This is a genomic window from Lentimicrobium sp. L6, assembly GCF_013166655.1.
Classification (GTDB): domain Bacteria; phylum Bacteroidota; class Bacteroidia; order Bacteroidales; family UBA12170; genus UBA12170.
The window spans coordinates 1-14,522 of the sequence record NZ_JABKCA010000100.1 but is presented as its reverse complement, the minus strand read 5'-3'; the positions used below and the strand labels follow the sequence as shown (position 1 = coordinate 14,522).

13 protein-coding genes are annotated in these 14,522 nt (G+C 35.5%); 1 reads left to right on the top strand and 12 read right to left on the bottom strand.

Annotation, left to right across the window (positions count from 1 at the left end; translation table 11 throughout):
- Positions 1-192: 192 nt before the first annotated feature.
- Genes HNS38_RS18395 through pta form a run of 3 tightly spaced genes read right to left on the bottom strand, consistent with a single transcriptional unit; the run spans position 193 to position 3,429 of the window.
- Positions 193-1,407 carry an acetate/propionate family kinase gene (locus tag HNS38_RS18395; RefSeq protein WP_172346862.1) on the bottom strand — a complete coding sequence of 405 codons (1,215 nt, stop codon included), beginning with the start codon at positions 1,405-1,407 and terminating at the stop codon, positions 193-195.
- 12 nt (positions 1,408-1,419) lie between these two features.
- Positions 1,420-2,391, bottom strand: a complete 972-nt coding sequence (locus HNS38_RS18390) for a 3-hydroxyacyl-CoA dehydrogenase family protein (RefSeq protein WP_172276187.1) — start codon at positions 2,389-2,391, stop codon at positions 1,420-1,422.
- Positions 2,392-2,424: 33 nt separating this feature from the next.
- Complete coding sequence (pta, locus tag HNS38_RS18385) at positions 2,425-3,429, bottom strand: phosphate acetyltransferase (RefSeq protein ID WP_172276189.1); 1,005 nt, start codon at positions 3,427-3,429, stop codon at positions 2,425-2,427.
- A gap of 411 nt (positions 3,430-3,840) precedes the next feature.
- Here pta and HNS38_RS18380 point away from each other — a divergent pair, with 411 nt between their 5' ends.
- Positions 3,841-4,818 (top strand): acyl transferase, encoded by a 978-nt coding sequence (locus HNS38_RS18380; protein ID WP_172276191.1) that lies wholly within the window; start codon positions 3,841-3,843, stop codon positions 4,816-4,818.
- Positions 4,819-5,007: 189 nt separating this feature from the next.
- Here the strand turns inward: HNS38_RS18380 and HNS38_RS18375 are convergent, their stop codons facing one another.
- From HNS38_RS18375 to HNS38_RS18335, 9 genes are all read right to left on the bottom strand, one after another.
- Positions 5,008-5,637, bottom strand: coding sequence for an HmuY family protein (locus tag HNS38_RS18375; protein ID WP_172276193.1), 630 nt, complete (start codon positions 5,635-5,637; stop codon positions 5,008-5,010).
- A gap of 40 nt (positions 5,638-5,677) precedes the next feature.
- Entirely contained in the window at positions 5,678-7,978 is a 2,301-nt protein-coding gene (locus HNS38_RS18370; RefSeq protein ID WP_172276195.1) for a TonB-dependent receptor, read from the bottom strand.
- 208 nt (positions 7,979-8,186) lie between these two features.
- On the bottom strand, positions 8,187-8,531 hold the full coding sequence (locus HNS38_RS18365) for a hypothetical protein (RefSeq protein WP_172276197.1): 345 nt from the start codon (positions 8,529-8,531) through the stop codon (positions 8,187-8,189).
- Positions 8,532-8,698: 167 nt separating this feature from the next.
- A complete protein-coding gene (locus HNS38_RS18360; protein WP_172276334.1) occupies positions 8,699-9,397 on the bottom strand; it encodes an SDR family oxidoreductase in 699 nt (232 codons plus the stop codon).
- Between the two features lie 27 nt (positions 9,398-9,424).
- Positions 9,425-11,125 (bottom strand): glycoside hydrolase family 9 protein, encoded by a 1,701-nt coding sequence (locus HNS38_RS18355; protein ID WP_172276199.1) that lies wholly within the window; start codon positions 11,123-11,125, stop codon positions 9,425-9,427.
- Between the two features lie 152 nt (positions 11,126-11,277).
- Positions 11,278-11,985 carry a hypothetical protein gene (locus HNS38_RS18350; protein ID WP_172276201.1) on the bottom strand — a complete coding sequence of 236 codons (708 nt, stop codon included), beginning with the start codon at positions 11,983-11,985 and terminating at the stop codon, positions 11,278-11,280.
- The gene (locus tag HNS38_RS18345; protein WP_172276203.1) at positions 11,986-12,687 is read right to left on the bottom strand and encodes a hypothetical protein; all 702 of its coding nucleotides are present in this window, start codon (positions 12,685-12,687) and stop codon (positions 11,986-11,988) included.
- Positions 12,687-13,535, bottom strand: a complete 849-nt coding sequence (locus tag HNS38_RS18340; protein WP_172276205.1) for an ABC transporter ATP-binding protein — start codon at positions 13,533-13,535, stop codon at positions 12,687-12,689. The genes HNS38_RS18345 and HNS38_RS18340 overlap by 1 nt, the downstream gene beginning before the upstream one ends.
- Entirely contained in the window at positions 13,532-14,191 is a 660-nt protein-coding gene (locus HNS38_RS18335) for a TetR/AcrR family transcriptional regulator (protein ID WP_172276207.1), read from the bottom strand. The genes HNS38_RS18340 and HNS38_RS18335 overlap by 4 nt, the downstream gene beginning before the upstream one ends.
- Between the last annotated feature and the right edge of the window lie 331 nt (positions 14,192-14,522).

Here is a 14,522-nt window from a genome sequence, read left to right as displayed (position 1 = left end):
AAAAAATGAAAAATTAGGGTCATTGAAAGAATTATGGTGTTATGCAACGGTCTTAGTTTACTCTTGTAAATGAGGATTTTGAAGAAGATTCCAACGAAGACATGGAGCAAAAGATAAGCCCTAAATGAAATAAAAAAAAGAGTTCATTACTTTGCAATGAACTCTTTTTTTTATTGAATGCCTAGAACAATTTTATAGTTGGTCGATTCCTTTATCAATGATATCAAAGGTATCAGAAGCTATCACCAATTCCTCATTAGTAGGAATCAACATGATCTTCACCTTAGATTCTGGTGTAGAGATGATGGTTTCTTTTCCTCTTAAATTGGTATTAATTTCTTTGTCTAATTCAGCACCCATAAACTCAAGTCCTAAAGTAGCTTCCTGACGGGTTACCCAGTCGTTTTCGCCAATACCACCAGTGAATACAATAGCATCAACACCGCCCATAGCAGCAGCGTAAGAACCAATATATTTACGAACGCGGTATTGATACATTTTCAAGGCCAATTGTGCTCTTTCGTGTCCGCCTTCAGCAGCAATCTCCACATCTCTCATATCAGAGGAAACTCCACTTACTCCCAAAACTCCACTAAACTTGTTGATCAAAGTATTAGCAGTAGGTAAGGTTAATTCTTCTTTCTTAATGATATGGAATAAGGCTCCAACATCTAAATCACCAGAACGTGTTCCCATCATTAATCCTTCAATAGGAGTCATTCCCATACTGGTATCTAAAGACTTTCCTTGTTTAACCGCAGCAATAGAGCCTCCATTACCGAGGTGGCATGTAATCACATTAACCTCCTCAGGTTTTTTGCCTAATAAAGCAGCAGCTTTTAAGGATACAAACTTATGGCTAGAGCCATGGAATCCGTAACGACGAACACCATGCTTTTCATACATAGAATATGGAACACCATATAAATAAGAAAAGTCAGGCATGGTTTGGTGGAAAGCAGTATCAAAAACACCAACCTGTTCAATTTCTGGTAGTAGAGCAGTGATGGCATAAATACCATCTAAGTTTGGAGGATTATGAAGAGGAGCTAAATCTATAGTTTCTTCTAATGCTTGAATAACTGCATCATTAATTCTAACAGAACCACCAAATTTTTCACCAGCATGAACCACACGGTGACCCACGCCTTTTAATTCGTCGAGGCTGCTCATACAGCCATATTTCTTACTTAAAAGAATGCCTAATAAATATTCGATACCTTGCTTATGGTCTATGATTTCACCAGGAATAGTGGCTTTTGTACCATCCTCCATTTCGTGCTTAATCAATGAACCTTTAAGACCGATTTTGTCTACCAAACCTTTGGCTATCACCCTTTGACTAGGCATGTCGAATAATTGATATTTTAAAGATGAACTTCCACAGTTCAATACAATAATTTTCATTTTCTTGGTTTTTTATGAAATGCGACCTAAATGCTGAATATCTCCTTTTTTTGGTGTGCGCTTGCCATTAGGATAAGAATAAAATCCTTCGCCCGACAAACGACCAACCATGCCTGCTCTTACCAATCTCTTAATGATTGGAGAAGGCTTGTATCTGATTTCACCAAACTCGCTATATAGATTGTCCATCCATTTCAATACCTTATCGAGGCCCATATTATCTGCCAATTCGAAAGGTCCAGTTTGATAACCTGTTGTATGTTTAATGGTTTTGTCGATATCAGGAACTGAAGCAACACCTTCTAAAAGGATGCTACAAGCTTCGTTGATTAATGGGACAATCATACGAGTACTGATATTACCAGGAGATTCTTGTACTTCAACCATTTCTTTACCTACCATTCTAATGAATTTAGTAATACAGTCGTAGCTTCTGTCATCTGTTTTGATGGTTCTTACCGCTTCTACTATTTTTACTTGATCTACTGGAAGAATAAAATGTAATCCCATGGCCCTTTCAGGGATGTCCAATACCTCAGAAATCTCAGAAATATTTAAGGTAGCTGTATTGGATACTATAGTTGTTTTTTCATCAACCACGGCTTCAATTTTCTTGAAAACATCTCTTCTAAGATCTAAGCTAGTTCCTTTTTTCTTAGAGTGAATGGTTTCGATAACAATATTACTGCCTTTAAGGATAGAGAAGTCGCTTGAGCCTTGAATACGGCTTAGCATAGCCCTTTTTTCTCCTGCGGTTAAACCCCAACGGTTAATTTTTTCATCCAATTGCTTATCTAGAGCGTCAAAAATCTGTTGAACTCTCTCTTCGCTAACATCCACGAAAACTACGTCGATCCCGGCTTTGCTTACAAGACGAATAATTTGTTGTCCGGTGGTTCCGGCTCCAACAACTCCAACCTTTTGAAGGCTTCCTTCTTGTACAATTTTTTTGCCTAATGCAAAATCTGCTAATGTTTCAGCCATTGAAATATATTTATATGTTTTTTTATGTGTTTATTAAAACTTGTCTGCCGCTTGTAGAGAGGTAATCGCAATCATATTGATGATATCATCAGCTGAGCAACCTCTACTTAAATCGTTGATTGGTGCTGCCATTCCTTGCAATACTGGACCTACTGCCTCTGCCCCAGCTAAACGTTGCACTAATTTATAGGCTATGTTTCCAACTTCAAGAGTTGGGAAAACCAATACATTTGCTCGTCCAGCTATTTCGCTATCCGGAGCTTTTTTACTTCCAATACCAGGAATGATAGCTGCATCTGCTTGTAATTCGCCATCGATTTTAAATTCTGGAGCCATCTTTTGTGCAATGGCTGTAGCTTCTACTACTTTGTCTACCATTTCGTGCTTGGCGCTTCCCTTGGTAGAAAAACTTAAAAGAGCTACGCGAGGCTCTAAACCTGCAATAGCCTTGGTGGTACGAGCACTAGCCACAGCAATTTCTGCTAATTCGCTTGCAGTAGGATTAGGATGAACAGCACAATCAGCAAAAGTGATAATACCATTGTCTCCTATTTCTTTATTTTCGAAAACCATAAAGAAAGCACCACTCACTACAGAAATACCAGGTAAGGTTTTTACAATTTGAAAGGCAGGACGTAAAACATCGCCAGTTGAATTTTCAGCACCAGCTACTTCTCCATCTGCTTTACCATTTTTAACCAATAGTGTAGCTAGGTATAGAGGATTTCGAACTAGTTTTTCAGCTTCTTCTCTGCTTTTAATCTTCTTTCCTCTGATTTCTAATAGTAAATCAACATACTCTTCAAAAGCATCAAAGTTATTAGGATTGATAATTTGAGCTTTTTCAAGATTTGTTAAGTCATATTTCTGGGCTAATTCTCTAATTTCAGTTGGATTTCCAATTAGAATAATTTCGGCAATTTGATGAGCAATAGCATAATCAGCTGCTTTTAAAGTTCTTTCTTCATTGCCTTCTGGAAGTACAATTTTTTGGATGTTCTTTTTGGCTTCTTCTCTAAGCCCTTCAATAAAATTCATAATATGGTTTGTTTAAGTCCTAATACATTAATAATTAAGTATTTATAACTATGTTGAATCGTCGGCAAAGATAGGAATAAAAGAAAGATATAGATTCCTCAAAAATCAAAAAAAATGGCTGATTACTTAATTTAGAATTGTTCTTTCAAAAATATTTATAAAACCATAGACAACCTTTTATTTTAAACTGGGGTCTAAGCTACAAATACTTCAATTCATTTTGTAGTATTCGCATAAACCATTGAATATAACATATTGAAAGCGAAAGAGAATCACACAAACTCTCTTTCAGATGCATTTGCACAACATGCATCTATTAGTTAACCAATAAATGTTATTATCCTGTAGGATTTTTCCTATGGGATTTTTTTTGTACTGTTGTGTTTCCTTTCTAGTTATTTTTGCAATCGAATGGGAAACATCAATCTTTTTAACAATCACAGTTCGGAGGAATTCAAAAAGCTGAGTTTGCAGCTGTTTCAGAAGCAATATCAGCAAATTCCAGTGTATCGATCCTTTGTGGATGCTTTGAAAATAAAGCCACAACAGGTAGGGAAATTAGCCGATATTCCATTTATGCCCATAGAGTTTTTTAAAGATTATAAGGTTTTAGCGAAGAACGAGAAGACCGAGTTATTGTTTAAAAGCTCTGGGACAACGGGAATGCAGAGAAGTCAGCATTTTGTAAAATCGGCTAAAGTGTATAAAGAGAGCTTTATAAAAGGTTTTGAGTATTTCTATGGCCCAATTACCAACTATATTTTCCTAGCCCTACTTCCGAGTTATTTAGAGAATGGAGATAGCAGTTTGGTTTATATGGCTGACCATCTGATTGAGCTTTCAAAGAGTGAAGATAGTGGATTCTATCTAAACGATTATTCAAAAATAATAGAAAAACTTCATCAACTGAAAAGCAGTCCTAAAAAAGTCATGCTCTTGGGTGTGAGTTATGCTCTTTTAGATTTGGTGGAAATGCAAGACTTCGATTGCCCAAATCTAACCATCATGGAAACCGGAGGAATGAAAGGAAGAAGGAAGGAAATGGTAAGGGAAGAGTTACACGAGATAATTAGGAAGGGTTTTGGAGTAGAGAAAATACATTCAGAGTATGGTATGACGGAGCTACTGAGTCAAGCTTATAGCAAAGGCGATGGTATTTTCAGCTGTCCACCTTGGATGAAAATCATGATTAGAGATGTGAATGACCCGCTCAGCCTTTTGGAGGAGGGTAAAAGTGGCGCTATCAATATTATTGATTTAGCCAATATACATTCTGTCAGCTTTCTAGCCACACAAGATTTAGGTAAAATAACCGCTCCCAACGAATTTCAGATACTAGGTCGTTTTGACAATAGCGATATTCGAGGTTGTAATTTATTAATTGCTTAGGTTTCTTCCTCATTAAATCATCACGATTAATATGGAATCTCAGTTATGAGTTACCAAAACACCTGTCATTCCGATGCGCAGCGAGGAATCTTTAATAATTAATAGGACGCTATTGTTTTTTCATAAATAAAAGAACCCACCTTTATGAAAAGATGAGTCCCAATTTACTTCTACACTTAAAAAAATGCTTTATTCAAATTTTCTGCCATCTCCAGCTTGAAAAGCATATTTCATATTGATAAAACCAGAAGCTCCACCTTCGCTATAATATCCTTTAATCCAAACTTTTGCATATTTGCCATTGGCAGTTTTTATCACATAAACATGATCGTTGGCTTCATAGCTAGGACCTTGGTTTCCGTGAGTCATCTCAATACATCCTTTAAAAGCGTCGTTACCAGTAGAGGTCATATATTCCACTCCTTGACCAGTAAAGGCTTCCACTATTAAAATAGTATCATCCACAATATAACCTGTTTCATTAGCTTCTAGAACTGAAGTAAAGTCTACTTCGCCAGCATCATAAGCACCACCTTGTCCACTCCCAGACTCACCGCCATTGGTTCTTACATTATAACGATTAAAAGCAATATCCCAAGTTAAAGAAGTGTTGTGATTTGTTGAGTCTACTTCTTTTCCTTCTTCGAATGAATAGTAAATCCAATCGTTTCCATAATCAGTTTTTCTACTTAAAATAACATCCCCTGTTTTTAAATCTCCTGATTGAGGTGTTACTTGCTCATCTTCATCTTTTGTACAAGAAGTGTTCACCATCACTAAGCTAATTAAAGCTATAAATACTAATTTAAAATTTTTCATTGTTTTGTTGTTTTTGATTGATTTTTATTTGTCTGTTTTATTATTTCTGAATGAGAGAACGAAATTCTCTATATAAATGGTCGACCTTTAAATTAAGGCTGATATAGCCTCTTCGCCCAGGTGAAAGGCTACTATTATTGCTAACGATTGGAGCTTTATAGTCAAAGATATTATCTACCCCAATAACTAAGTAAATACCATTATGAAAGCTTTGAGAGATGGTGAATTTCCACATAGAGAAAGGATCGTAATGGGCTAAATAGGAACCAACTTCCTGTTGTCCATTTACTTCAATATCGTCTAACTCATAATAGTCTTTTGCTCCCGTAAACTTTCCTGTGAGATTGACCTTTAGCTGATAAATTCGCTTGGTTAAGGTGTATTCAAACCTGATGTTTCCACTATGTGGTGATATGGCAGATATACTCTTATTATTCATTTCTTGTGAATCTTTGATATAGCTATATCCACCAGAAATAAAGAAATTTCTCTTAATATTATATTTAAACAAAACTTCTAGTCCATGCATTTGGGATTTGTCGATATTGGTATAATTATATACTTGTTTACCATATTCATCAAAAGACCAATAGCCACCTATTTTGTTTTTAAACCAGTTCTGATAAAAATTTGCGCTAATGTTGAAAACAGAACGTGTATATTCTGCTGAAAAGGAGAGGTAATTATTGGTTTCTGGGATTAGATTTTCATTTCCTTTAATATCGAACATGCCTAACATAGACCAATCCATATACAGTTCTTTAAGTGTGGGGGAGCGGAATCCCATAGCATAATTCGCTCTAAAAGTCACAGGAATCAGTTTATACATCATAGATAGTTTTGGAGTGAGATGAGTGCCATATGTACTGTGGTGGTCCATCCTAAATCCTCCAATCATATTCCATTTTGAGTTTATCTGATAATCATCTTGTGCATAGGCAATGATGGTATTTGAGGATTTACTAACTAATGAATCAATAGCACTTGAAAACATCATTGTGGCCAGTTCTTCAGCCAGATCTTCTAATCCTACAGTTAAAAAGTGCTGTTCATTGATACGCTGATTAAGAATAGCTTTTGGATTATAAAAATGATGATTATATAGTTTGTTCTTCCAATCTATTCTTTCATTTACTTCATACTTATGATACGTATCATCATTATAAGAGAGCTCTAAGTTAGATAGTTCAGAAAAACTAAAAATAGATTTTAATCCGAAATTAAAATCCTCATATCCATCATAAATATTGTCTTTTTTAAAATCGTAGATATTATGTTTATAGTAATTAGCATTTGCTCTCATCCGCCACTTATCAGTCACTTGGTACTCGAATAATTGTGAAATACTATAGTCTTCATTTCCGGGGATATGCATGGTCGGTAGTTCTACTCCTTTTAAATCATGATCTACATAATCCTTATGTAATGAATCACTACTAGTTAAAATATAAGCATCGGAGCTTTTAATATTAAAATTAGTCTTGGACATGAATTTATTCAAGTTGAAACCTAAAGTACCATGAAGATTTAAATTGGGTAGATCTAATTTGCTTTTATAGAAGTAGAAGTCGTCATTAGATTTTAAATCTGGATAGCTTGTCTGATTCATCTCCCCATACTTGCCACCTAAACTAAATTCAACTTTGTTATTGGGTTTTTTAGTGATGATATTGATAACACCTCCCATAGCTTGAGAACCATATAATGCAGAGGAGGCTCCTTTTACTATTTCTACGCGTTCCACATCGTTCATATTAATTCTGCTATAATCAACATTTCCCTCTGTTTCTCCAGCCATTCTTTCACCATCTATTAAAAAAAGAACGTAGTTGGCATCTAAGCCTTGTATTTTAATATCTGCTCCATAACCAGCCTGATGAATTTCTACACCAGGGACTTCATCCTCTAGTAAAGATCCTATTTCTGTGATTCCTCTACTTTCAATTTCTTCTGCTAATAATAGCTGTGTGATTACTGGAACGTCTTTTAGTTTTTTAGAAGTTCGAGTTGCGGTCACAACTACTTGATCGAGGTTCATGAGGTCAGTACTTAATTTGTATTTCTTATCCTCTCCAGGTAAAATGGTATCTAGAACAGTTTTATAGCCAGTAAAGGATATGACGATGATGCTCTTTTCAGATACACTATTATCGGATTTGCCTTCTAAAGAAGTAATGGAATAGGATTTCTTTTTTGTTTGTATGGACTCGAAGCTCAAATGAGCATAAGGAATGGGTTTTAGAGTTTCGATATCAACAATTTCAATCGTGCTTTGTGCTATTCCCTGTAGAGCAACTAGTAATATAGTTGAGCTCAACAAAAATGCAATAATGCTTTTCATAGTGTTATTTTATTAACAATAATTTATCAGGTAATACTTCTGATGGTCCGTGACCTAAGAATGATGGTTTTATTGGTCCATTTTCTAGCACAGAGATTTCTTAAGGACTAAGAAATTGATCTTTTAATATTTTGGGTATACAAACCTATCACTTGATACCAAATTGGTATTCAGAAGGGGTTTCAGGAATATTAAAAGATCTAATAAACTAAAGGATGGCTGGGGGTCCCCGCAAGCATCGGGTGTCTATGTATACCTGTTTGGCAGGTGTAGAAACATTTAGACTAGTCAATAAAGTATAAGCGGTATGTATATTTTTATTAATACTAGTTTCTGAAGCAAAAACATTAGAATGAAAATCTATTTTTAAACCAATGGTAGTATCTTTTTTGGAGAAGGTTTTATTCTCAGTTTTAATAAATGCTAAACTTTCAAATACATGGTCTCCATGCATTCTCTCCACGTGAAACTGAATAATAGAGGCAAAGGAAACCCAGAGAATTGCAAAAGCAATCACTAAATTAAAACCATTCTGTTTCCTCTGTTTATTCATGAAGCTAAATAGCAACAAAAATTCTGTTATTTAAGTAACAGAACACCAATATCTTTCTTATTTAATTTTGTTATAAATTAGGAAATGGTCCGAGTGAAATTCTTAAATGATAAAACTAAATGGTCAAAATAGAGCAATAAAATACTGTCTTTTTATTTATTGGCAAGCTATTTCATATGATGGTCAATGGCTGAGAAAAAATGTCCATTGGGGCCGTCATCACCTATTAAAGCAGGCGCTAATGCACCGGGTAAAACTGCTTCTACAGGATGGTCAGCAAATTCTCCACCTAAATCTGTACGTAGCCAGCCTGGATCAAGAGTGTTGATTTTAACAGCGGTGTCTTTCAGTTTTGAGGCAATATCGTCAGTAAGTTTATTTACTGCCCACTTGGAGGCACCGTATGGAGCCAATTCAGGTTCATCTTTAATTCCAGAAGTCAGATTAATCACACGCCCAAAGTTTTGTTCCATCATATCTGGGATAAAAGCTGCACAAAGGCTATACATGGCCATCACATTTACCGTGAAGGATGCAGACCATTCTTCCCAGCTGTGCTTCCAAAAGTCTTGATGATAAGGACTCATGATGGCAGCATTATTATACAAGATATCTACTTTTACATTCAAATTCTTTACCTGCTTAATGATATTTTTCACCTGCGACTCCTCCGACAATTCACCATAAACTATATCAACCTTTATGGGATACCTTTTCAAAAGTTCTAGACTTGTTTTGCAGCTGTCTTTTTTTCTTCCATGAAGAATAATGTGACATCCTTTTTTTGCTAATCCTAGAGCGATTTGTTGTCCGACACCTCTACTGGAGCCAGTAATGAGGGCTGTTTTACCCTCGATATTTATCATTGAATACATCTTGTTTAGTTTTATGGGTTATTTTCTATTCTCTTGAAGATAGGCTAAAACATAAACTGCAGGAGCATTCCAGTTGATACAAACTTCGTTAGAGGCATAAGAAGCTTCCACATCCATATAAGATTTTGCTGAAAATTCTGAAGTATAGGACACCTGTGATTTATCTTGACGGTGAGCGTTTGGTCCACCTATGATAAAACCAGGAATAGGATCTTCAATGCCATCGGCACCACTAGGTCTGTGGTGAGGGAACATCACTCTTTTAGAACCAAAACCAGTTAAGAAACAATAGGCTGTTGCATTCTTTCCGTAGATATAGTCGTTGATTTGCTCTGCACCAATCAAATATTTCTCCTCTCCAGAAATTCTATGGGCCACACATAAAATCATAGCTTGATTGAGTACATCGCTATTAGAACCCCATTCGTATCTTTCCAAGGCGACTTGATATGGATTTTCTTTTATTTGAGCTAAAATACCATCCGCTAATTTCAAATGACTTTGTTTTAATTCTTGTGCGAGTTCTAGGTTTATCAAATCTGTGTTTTCCAATAAAGAGTGAAAAGCATTATTTCTAATAAAAAACTTCCAAGAATTAGTAAGCTGGTGTTGGTATTCTTGAGGGTATTCTAAAATATAATTTAAATATTTTTGGTCTTTTGTAGTAATGAATAATTCACTTGCAGCCCAATAAAAGTCATCTTCAAATATATCATCATCGTAAGGGCCTGTACTCACATCTTCAGGATTGCTATAAGCTATATCATTATTAGCCATGGCCCATTTCCAGGCTTTTTTTGAGGAGGCTAAAGCTTTTGAGGACCATTCGGGATCAATAGTTTGGTAGAGACGAGAAGCTTGAGCCAAAACAGCAGCAAAGTTTAATGTAGCATCAGTTCCTTTTCCTATAATCATGCGCTCTAGGTCATAGTTCTCAGGCATAATGAAACCGCTAAAACCTTTTGCCGTTAGTTTATGATAAACGCCGCCATCCTTATCTTGCATAGTACTGATCCAGTCTAACTCGTATTTTAACTCGTCCATTAAATCACTTACTGAATTTCCACTCTCAGGAATATTCAAGGCTCCATCTTTAATGGCTTCGGGATATTGCTCCACTAAATATAACATTTGCCCAGTTGATAAAGCAGCATTTACAATATATTTACCATAATCTCCTGCATCGTACCATCCTCCTGGAGAGTTTAATGTTCCTTCACTTCTTCCACTTGAAGGGTGATAAGTACAATTGTCATCTGGATGCCCAGCTGCTCTTGCGAATTCACCTCCGTGTTTTTCAACAATAGCCATGGAAGCTCTTTGAAAATAATAGCTTTTAATAGCAGAATGGAGCGCTTCTTGGTAAAGGTTTTCCTTTATTTCAAAAGGATATGATGCTAATTCATCATCTATCAGAATAGTATAATTCCCAGGTGTTTTAAATTCGGAAAAATCTCCCATCATTACTTTTTCACCCGATGCCTGCCATGTGCCTTTATGGATTAGCTTTCCTGAGAAAACTACTTCTTTTTGGGCATTGAGAAGTTCGAAGCTTTCACCTTCAATATCAGCCAAAACAAATTCCTTAACAGAATGAGGATAATATCCTATCTGATTTATTCTGATGGCATCAGATATGTTAGTTTTATTGGGCTTTGGGCCATTGCAAGAAAAAAGTGCAAACGCAAGAATAAGGCTTAGAAAAATAGTCTTTTTCATAGTATCGTATTTAGTGTCATTAGTTTTGTAGTTCGCTTATTTCTCATAAGAGATTAAGTTGGTCAAATTTACAATAAATACTAAAACCCCTTGCCTTTTCTGTTGATTTATTTATCTAAGTGATACTATATATGAGTTTTATGAAATTAAATTTAGGAGAAGTGTGATTTTGAGAAGCGCCATATTAAAAGATAAAGTAAGCCGATGGAAAGCCCAAAACCAATTATAATAGGCATTAGAATCATTTCTCCCAAAGCCATACTGTTCAGAGTTTCAAAAACCCAATAAGTAGGAATAATAGCAAAAGCCCAAGCGCAGCATGGAATAAAAAAACCAACCAAGGGTATAGAAACCAATAGATTCATAAGCTTAAACCAAGTCATTCCTTCCATTTTATTCTTTGAGAACAAAGTCACAGAAAGGCTGAGAAGAGGAGCAAATAAGCCGCAAAGTAGGGAAAACAAAATAGCATCCTCTATTTTAAAGATATAGAAGGATTGTACTTGGAGGAGTAGAAAGGTGACAAGCGCAGAGAGAGTAAATGGAATCACTTGTCGGCTTGCGATAAAACCCATTTTTGAAACGGGTAATACCCCGTAAACTTTAGCCACTTGTATGTCTTTTTCATGGATAAGAACCATGCTATATATAAAGCCAAACATGGTGCTGGTTTGTAAACTGGCCCCCATCAATATATAGGAAGCATAATGCTGAACAATAGGGTATTCCTCAATAAGAGCAGGCAATCCAAATAGCACCATAGCTATAATCAATAGTGGCATAGCTAAGAATATACGTAAACTGGAATCACGAAATATCAGCTTAAAATCTGTGATGGAAAGTAAAAGGAGATTTTTCATTTAGCTTGCTTTTATTATTCGTTTCACAAAGGTTCTATAAACCACAAAATAGAGGAGGGGTATCCAGATGATGCTAGAAAGATAAGCCCAGATTATTGGCCATATTTCAGTTTGAGTATCAAAAGAAAAAACAGTTAGGTCAAGTGGTCCTTGAATGGGAGAAAACTGGAATAAGGAAATATCGCTTAGACCAAAATAATTGAATAAAGGAAGACTGAATGTTAACATGAGTGGGATAGATCTAAGCATAAAGCTTAAGAATTCGGTCGTAAAGCTCACCACAAATAAACCCAGCAAACTGAATATGATGCAAGTAAAAAATACTCCAGCCGAAAAATGCAACCACTGAACATCAAAACCCAGGATAGCCAATGTCATTCCGCTGGCACAAGCCCAACCCACTATAGAAAGTGCTATGATTTTAGAGAGTAAATAATGATGATAAGAAACAGGTGTCACGAATAAAGCAGGCAATACATTTTCGTTATGTTCCATAATCACACTTAAACCTATAAAGAATAACCCAATAATAGCTGGATCAATGTAAATTAGTAGCGTTAAAAAGGGTTCTACATTTGGTAGATCTTTAATCAAATAGAAGATGAGCGCATAAATGGCTGTAACAGCAATGCTAATGGCAATCAGGTTGTTCTTATATAAAATGACAAATTGCCAACGGATTTGAGTGATAAAGCTCTTCATTATTTTAAGTTTTTGCCCGTTATTTTTATAAAAACCTCCTCTAAACTTGCTTCTTGAGTGTGTATTCTCAGAATTTCTTTTTCCTTTATAAACTTACCGAATTCCAAATTCTCTCCCAATTTAGTCAAAGGGAATTCTGCATTCTTTCCATTTTTCAATTCTACCTTTACCAGGTCCCTACCGTGTTGGAGTTTTAGATCTGCCGGTTTTTCGGTGATGATGATTTCTCCATCTACAATAAATGAAACCCTATCACAGAGTTCATCAGCAGTGGCCATATCGTGAGTGGTGATGAAAATGGTTTTACCTAGATTTTTTAAGCTGAGGATATGTTGTTTGATGGTTTGTGCATTTATTGGATCTAAACCCGAAGTAGGTTCATCGAAAAACAAGATATTCGGATTATGCATAATGGCTCTCACATAATTCAATCGCATTTTCATTCCTTTTGAATAGGAATCTACTGGCTTGTTCGCTTCTTTTTCTAATCCAACAATTTCTAATAAGGAGTTTAGGTTCTGCACTTTTTTGGAGGAATAAAAGGCGGAAAATAATTGAAGATTCTCCAAAGCAGTGAGTTTTCCGTAATGATTGGGCAATTCAAAACCCACTCCAATATCTTGAAAATAATCGCGACCCCATTCTTTTAAATCTTTATTGTCGATACTGATTTCCCCATTATAATTACCAATGATTTTATAGAGGATCTTCTGACAAGTACTTTTTCCAGCGCCACTTGGCCCAAGAAAACCAAATATTTCTCCTTTTTCTATTTCAAAATTTAGCCCTTTTAGAGTTGGAGTTTCTCCTTTTGGATAGCTATAATCTAGGTTTTTGACTTTGATCATGATTTGTTGAATGAAGGTTTTAGTAAAATAATATAGGCATCAATGGATTTTAATAAGGACTCTTGGGTTCCTTGCAATAAGGGGAGTTCCTGATCTAAATTCTTGCCCACATCAACCTGATGTATTCTCTCCATATACTCACCAATACTAATACTGATGGTATATAGAAAGTGAGCCATTGATAATAAAGGCACATCGTTTCTAAAATGCCCCTCCTCTATTTCTTTTTTAATCATGGCTTGCATCATGACTAATGCTTTTTCTTTCCAGCTTTTAGCCAATTCTTTTATAGCTGTTGAACTTGTTAGGAAGTTGATGTGGTAGAGGAAACGGCTTTGAAGAGGATGTTCTTCATCAAATTTAATTCCTTGAACATAAAGTTCGCGATAATAGCTCCAAAAATCGGGATAGTTGGCTCTGTTTAGATGCATGATGTATTGCATCTTGGTTTGTTCGCTTTCTTCCTTGAGATAAAGAAACAGATCTAGTTTGTCTTCAAAATATTGATAAATGCTTCCTTTGGCAATTCCAAGCTTCTTGACAACAGCTGTTATAGAAGCATCCTCATAAGAGTGATGACTAAATTCGAATAAGAATGCCTGAATGATGGCCTCTTTTTTCTCTTCTTTGAGTTTGAAAAATGTTTGTTTCGGCATGAATGTGACTTGGTGGTCACAAATGTATATTAATTTTTAATACAAAATGATTATGTGGTCATGTCTTTTTGCCACGAATGCCCGAATGGAATCTTAAATGAGTTATAATATTTCACGAATTTTTAATTACTAACTCCTGGTAGTGGAATTTTACACGCAAACTTGAGCTAGCTGGAAGTAGTATTTTCTTGTCTACTAAATTTAAATACTGAATTCAATCAAAATTTATCTTTATATCACCTTCTCTTAGAAGTTCAGCTTCTCCAAAATCATGAAATAAAATAATAGGGTTACCCATTTAAGTCTCGTGTAATTTAATCGAAGCGTAAGC

Excerpts from the sequence above, each read along its gene's own strand:
- HNS38_RS18395 (WP_172346862.1), bottom strand. The coding sequence starts at position 1,407 with ATGAAAATTATTGTATTGAACTGTGGAAGTTCATCTTTAAAATATCAA.
- HNS38_RS18390 (WP_172276187.1), bottom strand. The coding sequence starts at position 2,391 with ATGGCTGAAACATTAGCAGATTTTGCATTAGGCAAAAAAATTGTACAA.
- pta (WP_172276189.1), bottom strand. The coding sequence starts at position 3,429 with ATGAATTTTATTGAAGGGCTTAGAGAAGAAGCCAAAAAGAACATCCAA.
- HNS38_RS18380 (WP_172276191.1), top strand. The coding sequence starts at position 3,841 with ATGGGAAACATCAATCTTTTTAACAATCACAGTTCGGAGGAATTCAAA.
- HNS38_RS18375 (WP_172276193.1), bottom strand. The coding sequence starts at position 5,637 with ATGAAAAATTTTAAATTAGTATTTATAGCTTTAATTAGCTTAGTGATG.
- HNS38_RS18370 (WP_172276195.1), bottom strand. The coding sequence starts at position 7,978 with ATGAAAAGCATTATTGCATTTTTGTTGAGCTCAACTATATTACTAGTT.
- HNS38_RS18365 (WP_172276197.1), bottom strand. The coding sequence starts at position 8,531 with ATGAATAAACAGAGGAAACAGAATGGTTTTAATTTAGTGATTGCTTTT.
- HNS38_RS18360 (WP_172276334.1), bottom strand. The coding sequence starts at position 9,397 with ATGATAAATATCGAGGGTAAAACAGCCCTCATTACTGGCTCCAGTAGA.
- HNS38_RS18355 (WP_172276199.1), bottom strand. The coding sequence starts at position 11,125 with ATGAAAAAGACTATTTTTCTAAGCCTTATTCTTGCGTTTGCACTTTTT.
- HNS38_RS18350 (WP_172276201.1), bottom strand. The coding sequence starts at position 11,985 with ATGAAAAATCTCCTTTTACTTTCCATCACAGATTTTAAGCTGATATTT.
- HNS38_RS18345 (WP_172276203.1), bottom strand. The coding sequence starts at position 12,687 with ATGAAGAGCTTTATCACTCAAATCCGTTGGCAATTTGTCATTTTATAT.
- HNS38_RS18340 (WP_172276205.1), bottom strand. The coding sequence starts at position 13,535 with ATGATCAAAGTCAAAAACCTAGATTATAGCTATCCAAAAGGAGAAACT.
- HNS38_RS18335 (WP_172276207.1), bottom strand. The coding sequence starts at position 14,191 with ATGCCGAAACAAACATTTTTCAAACTCAAAGAAGAGAAAAAAGAGGCC.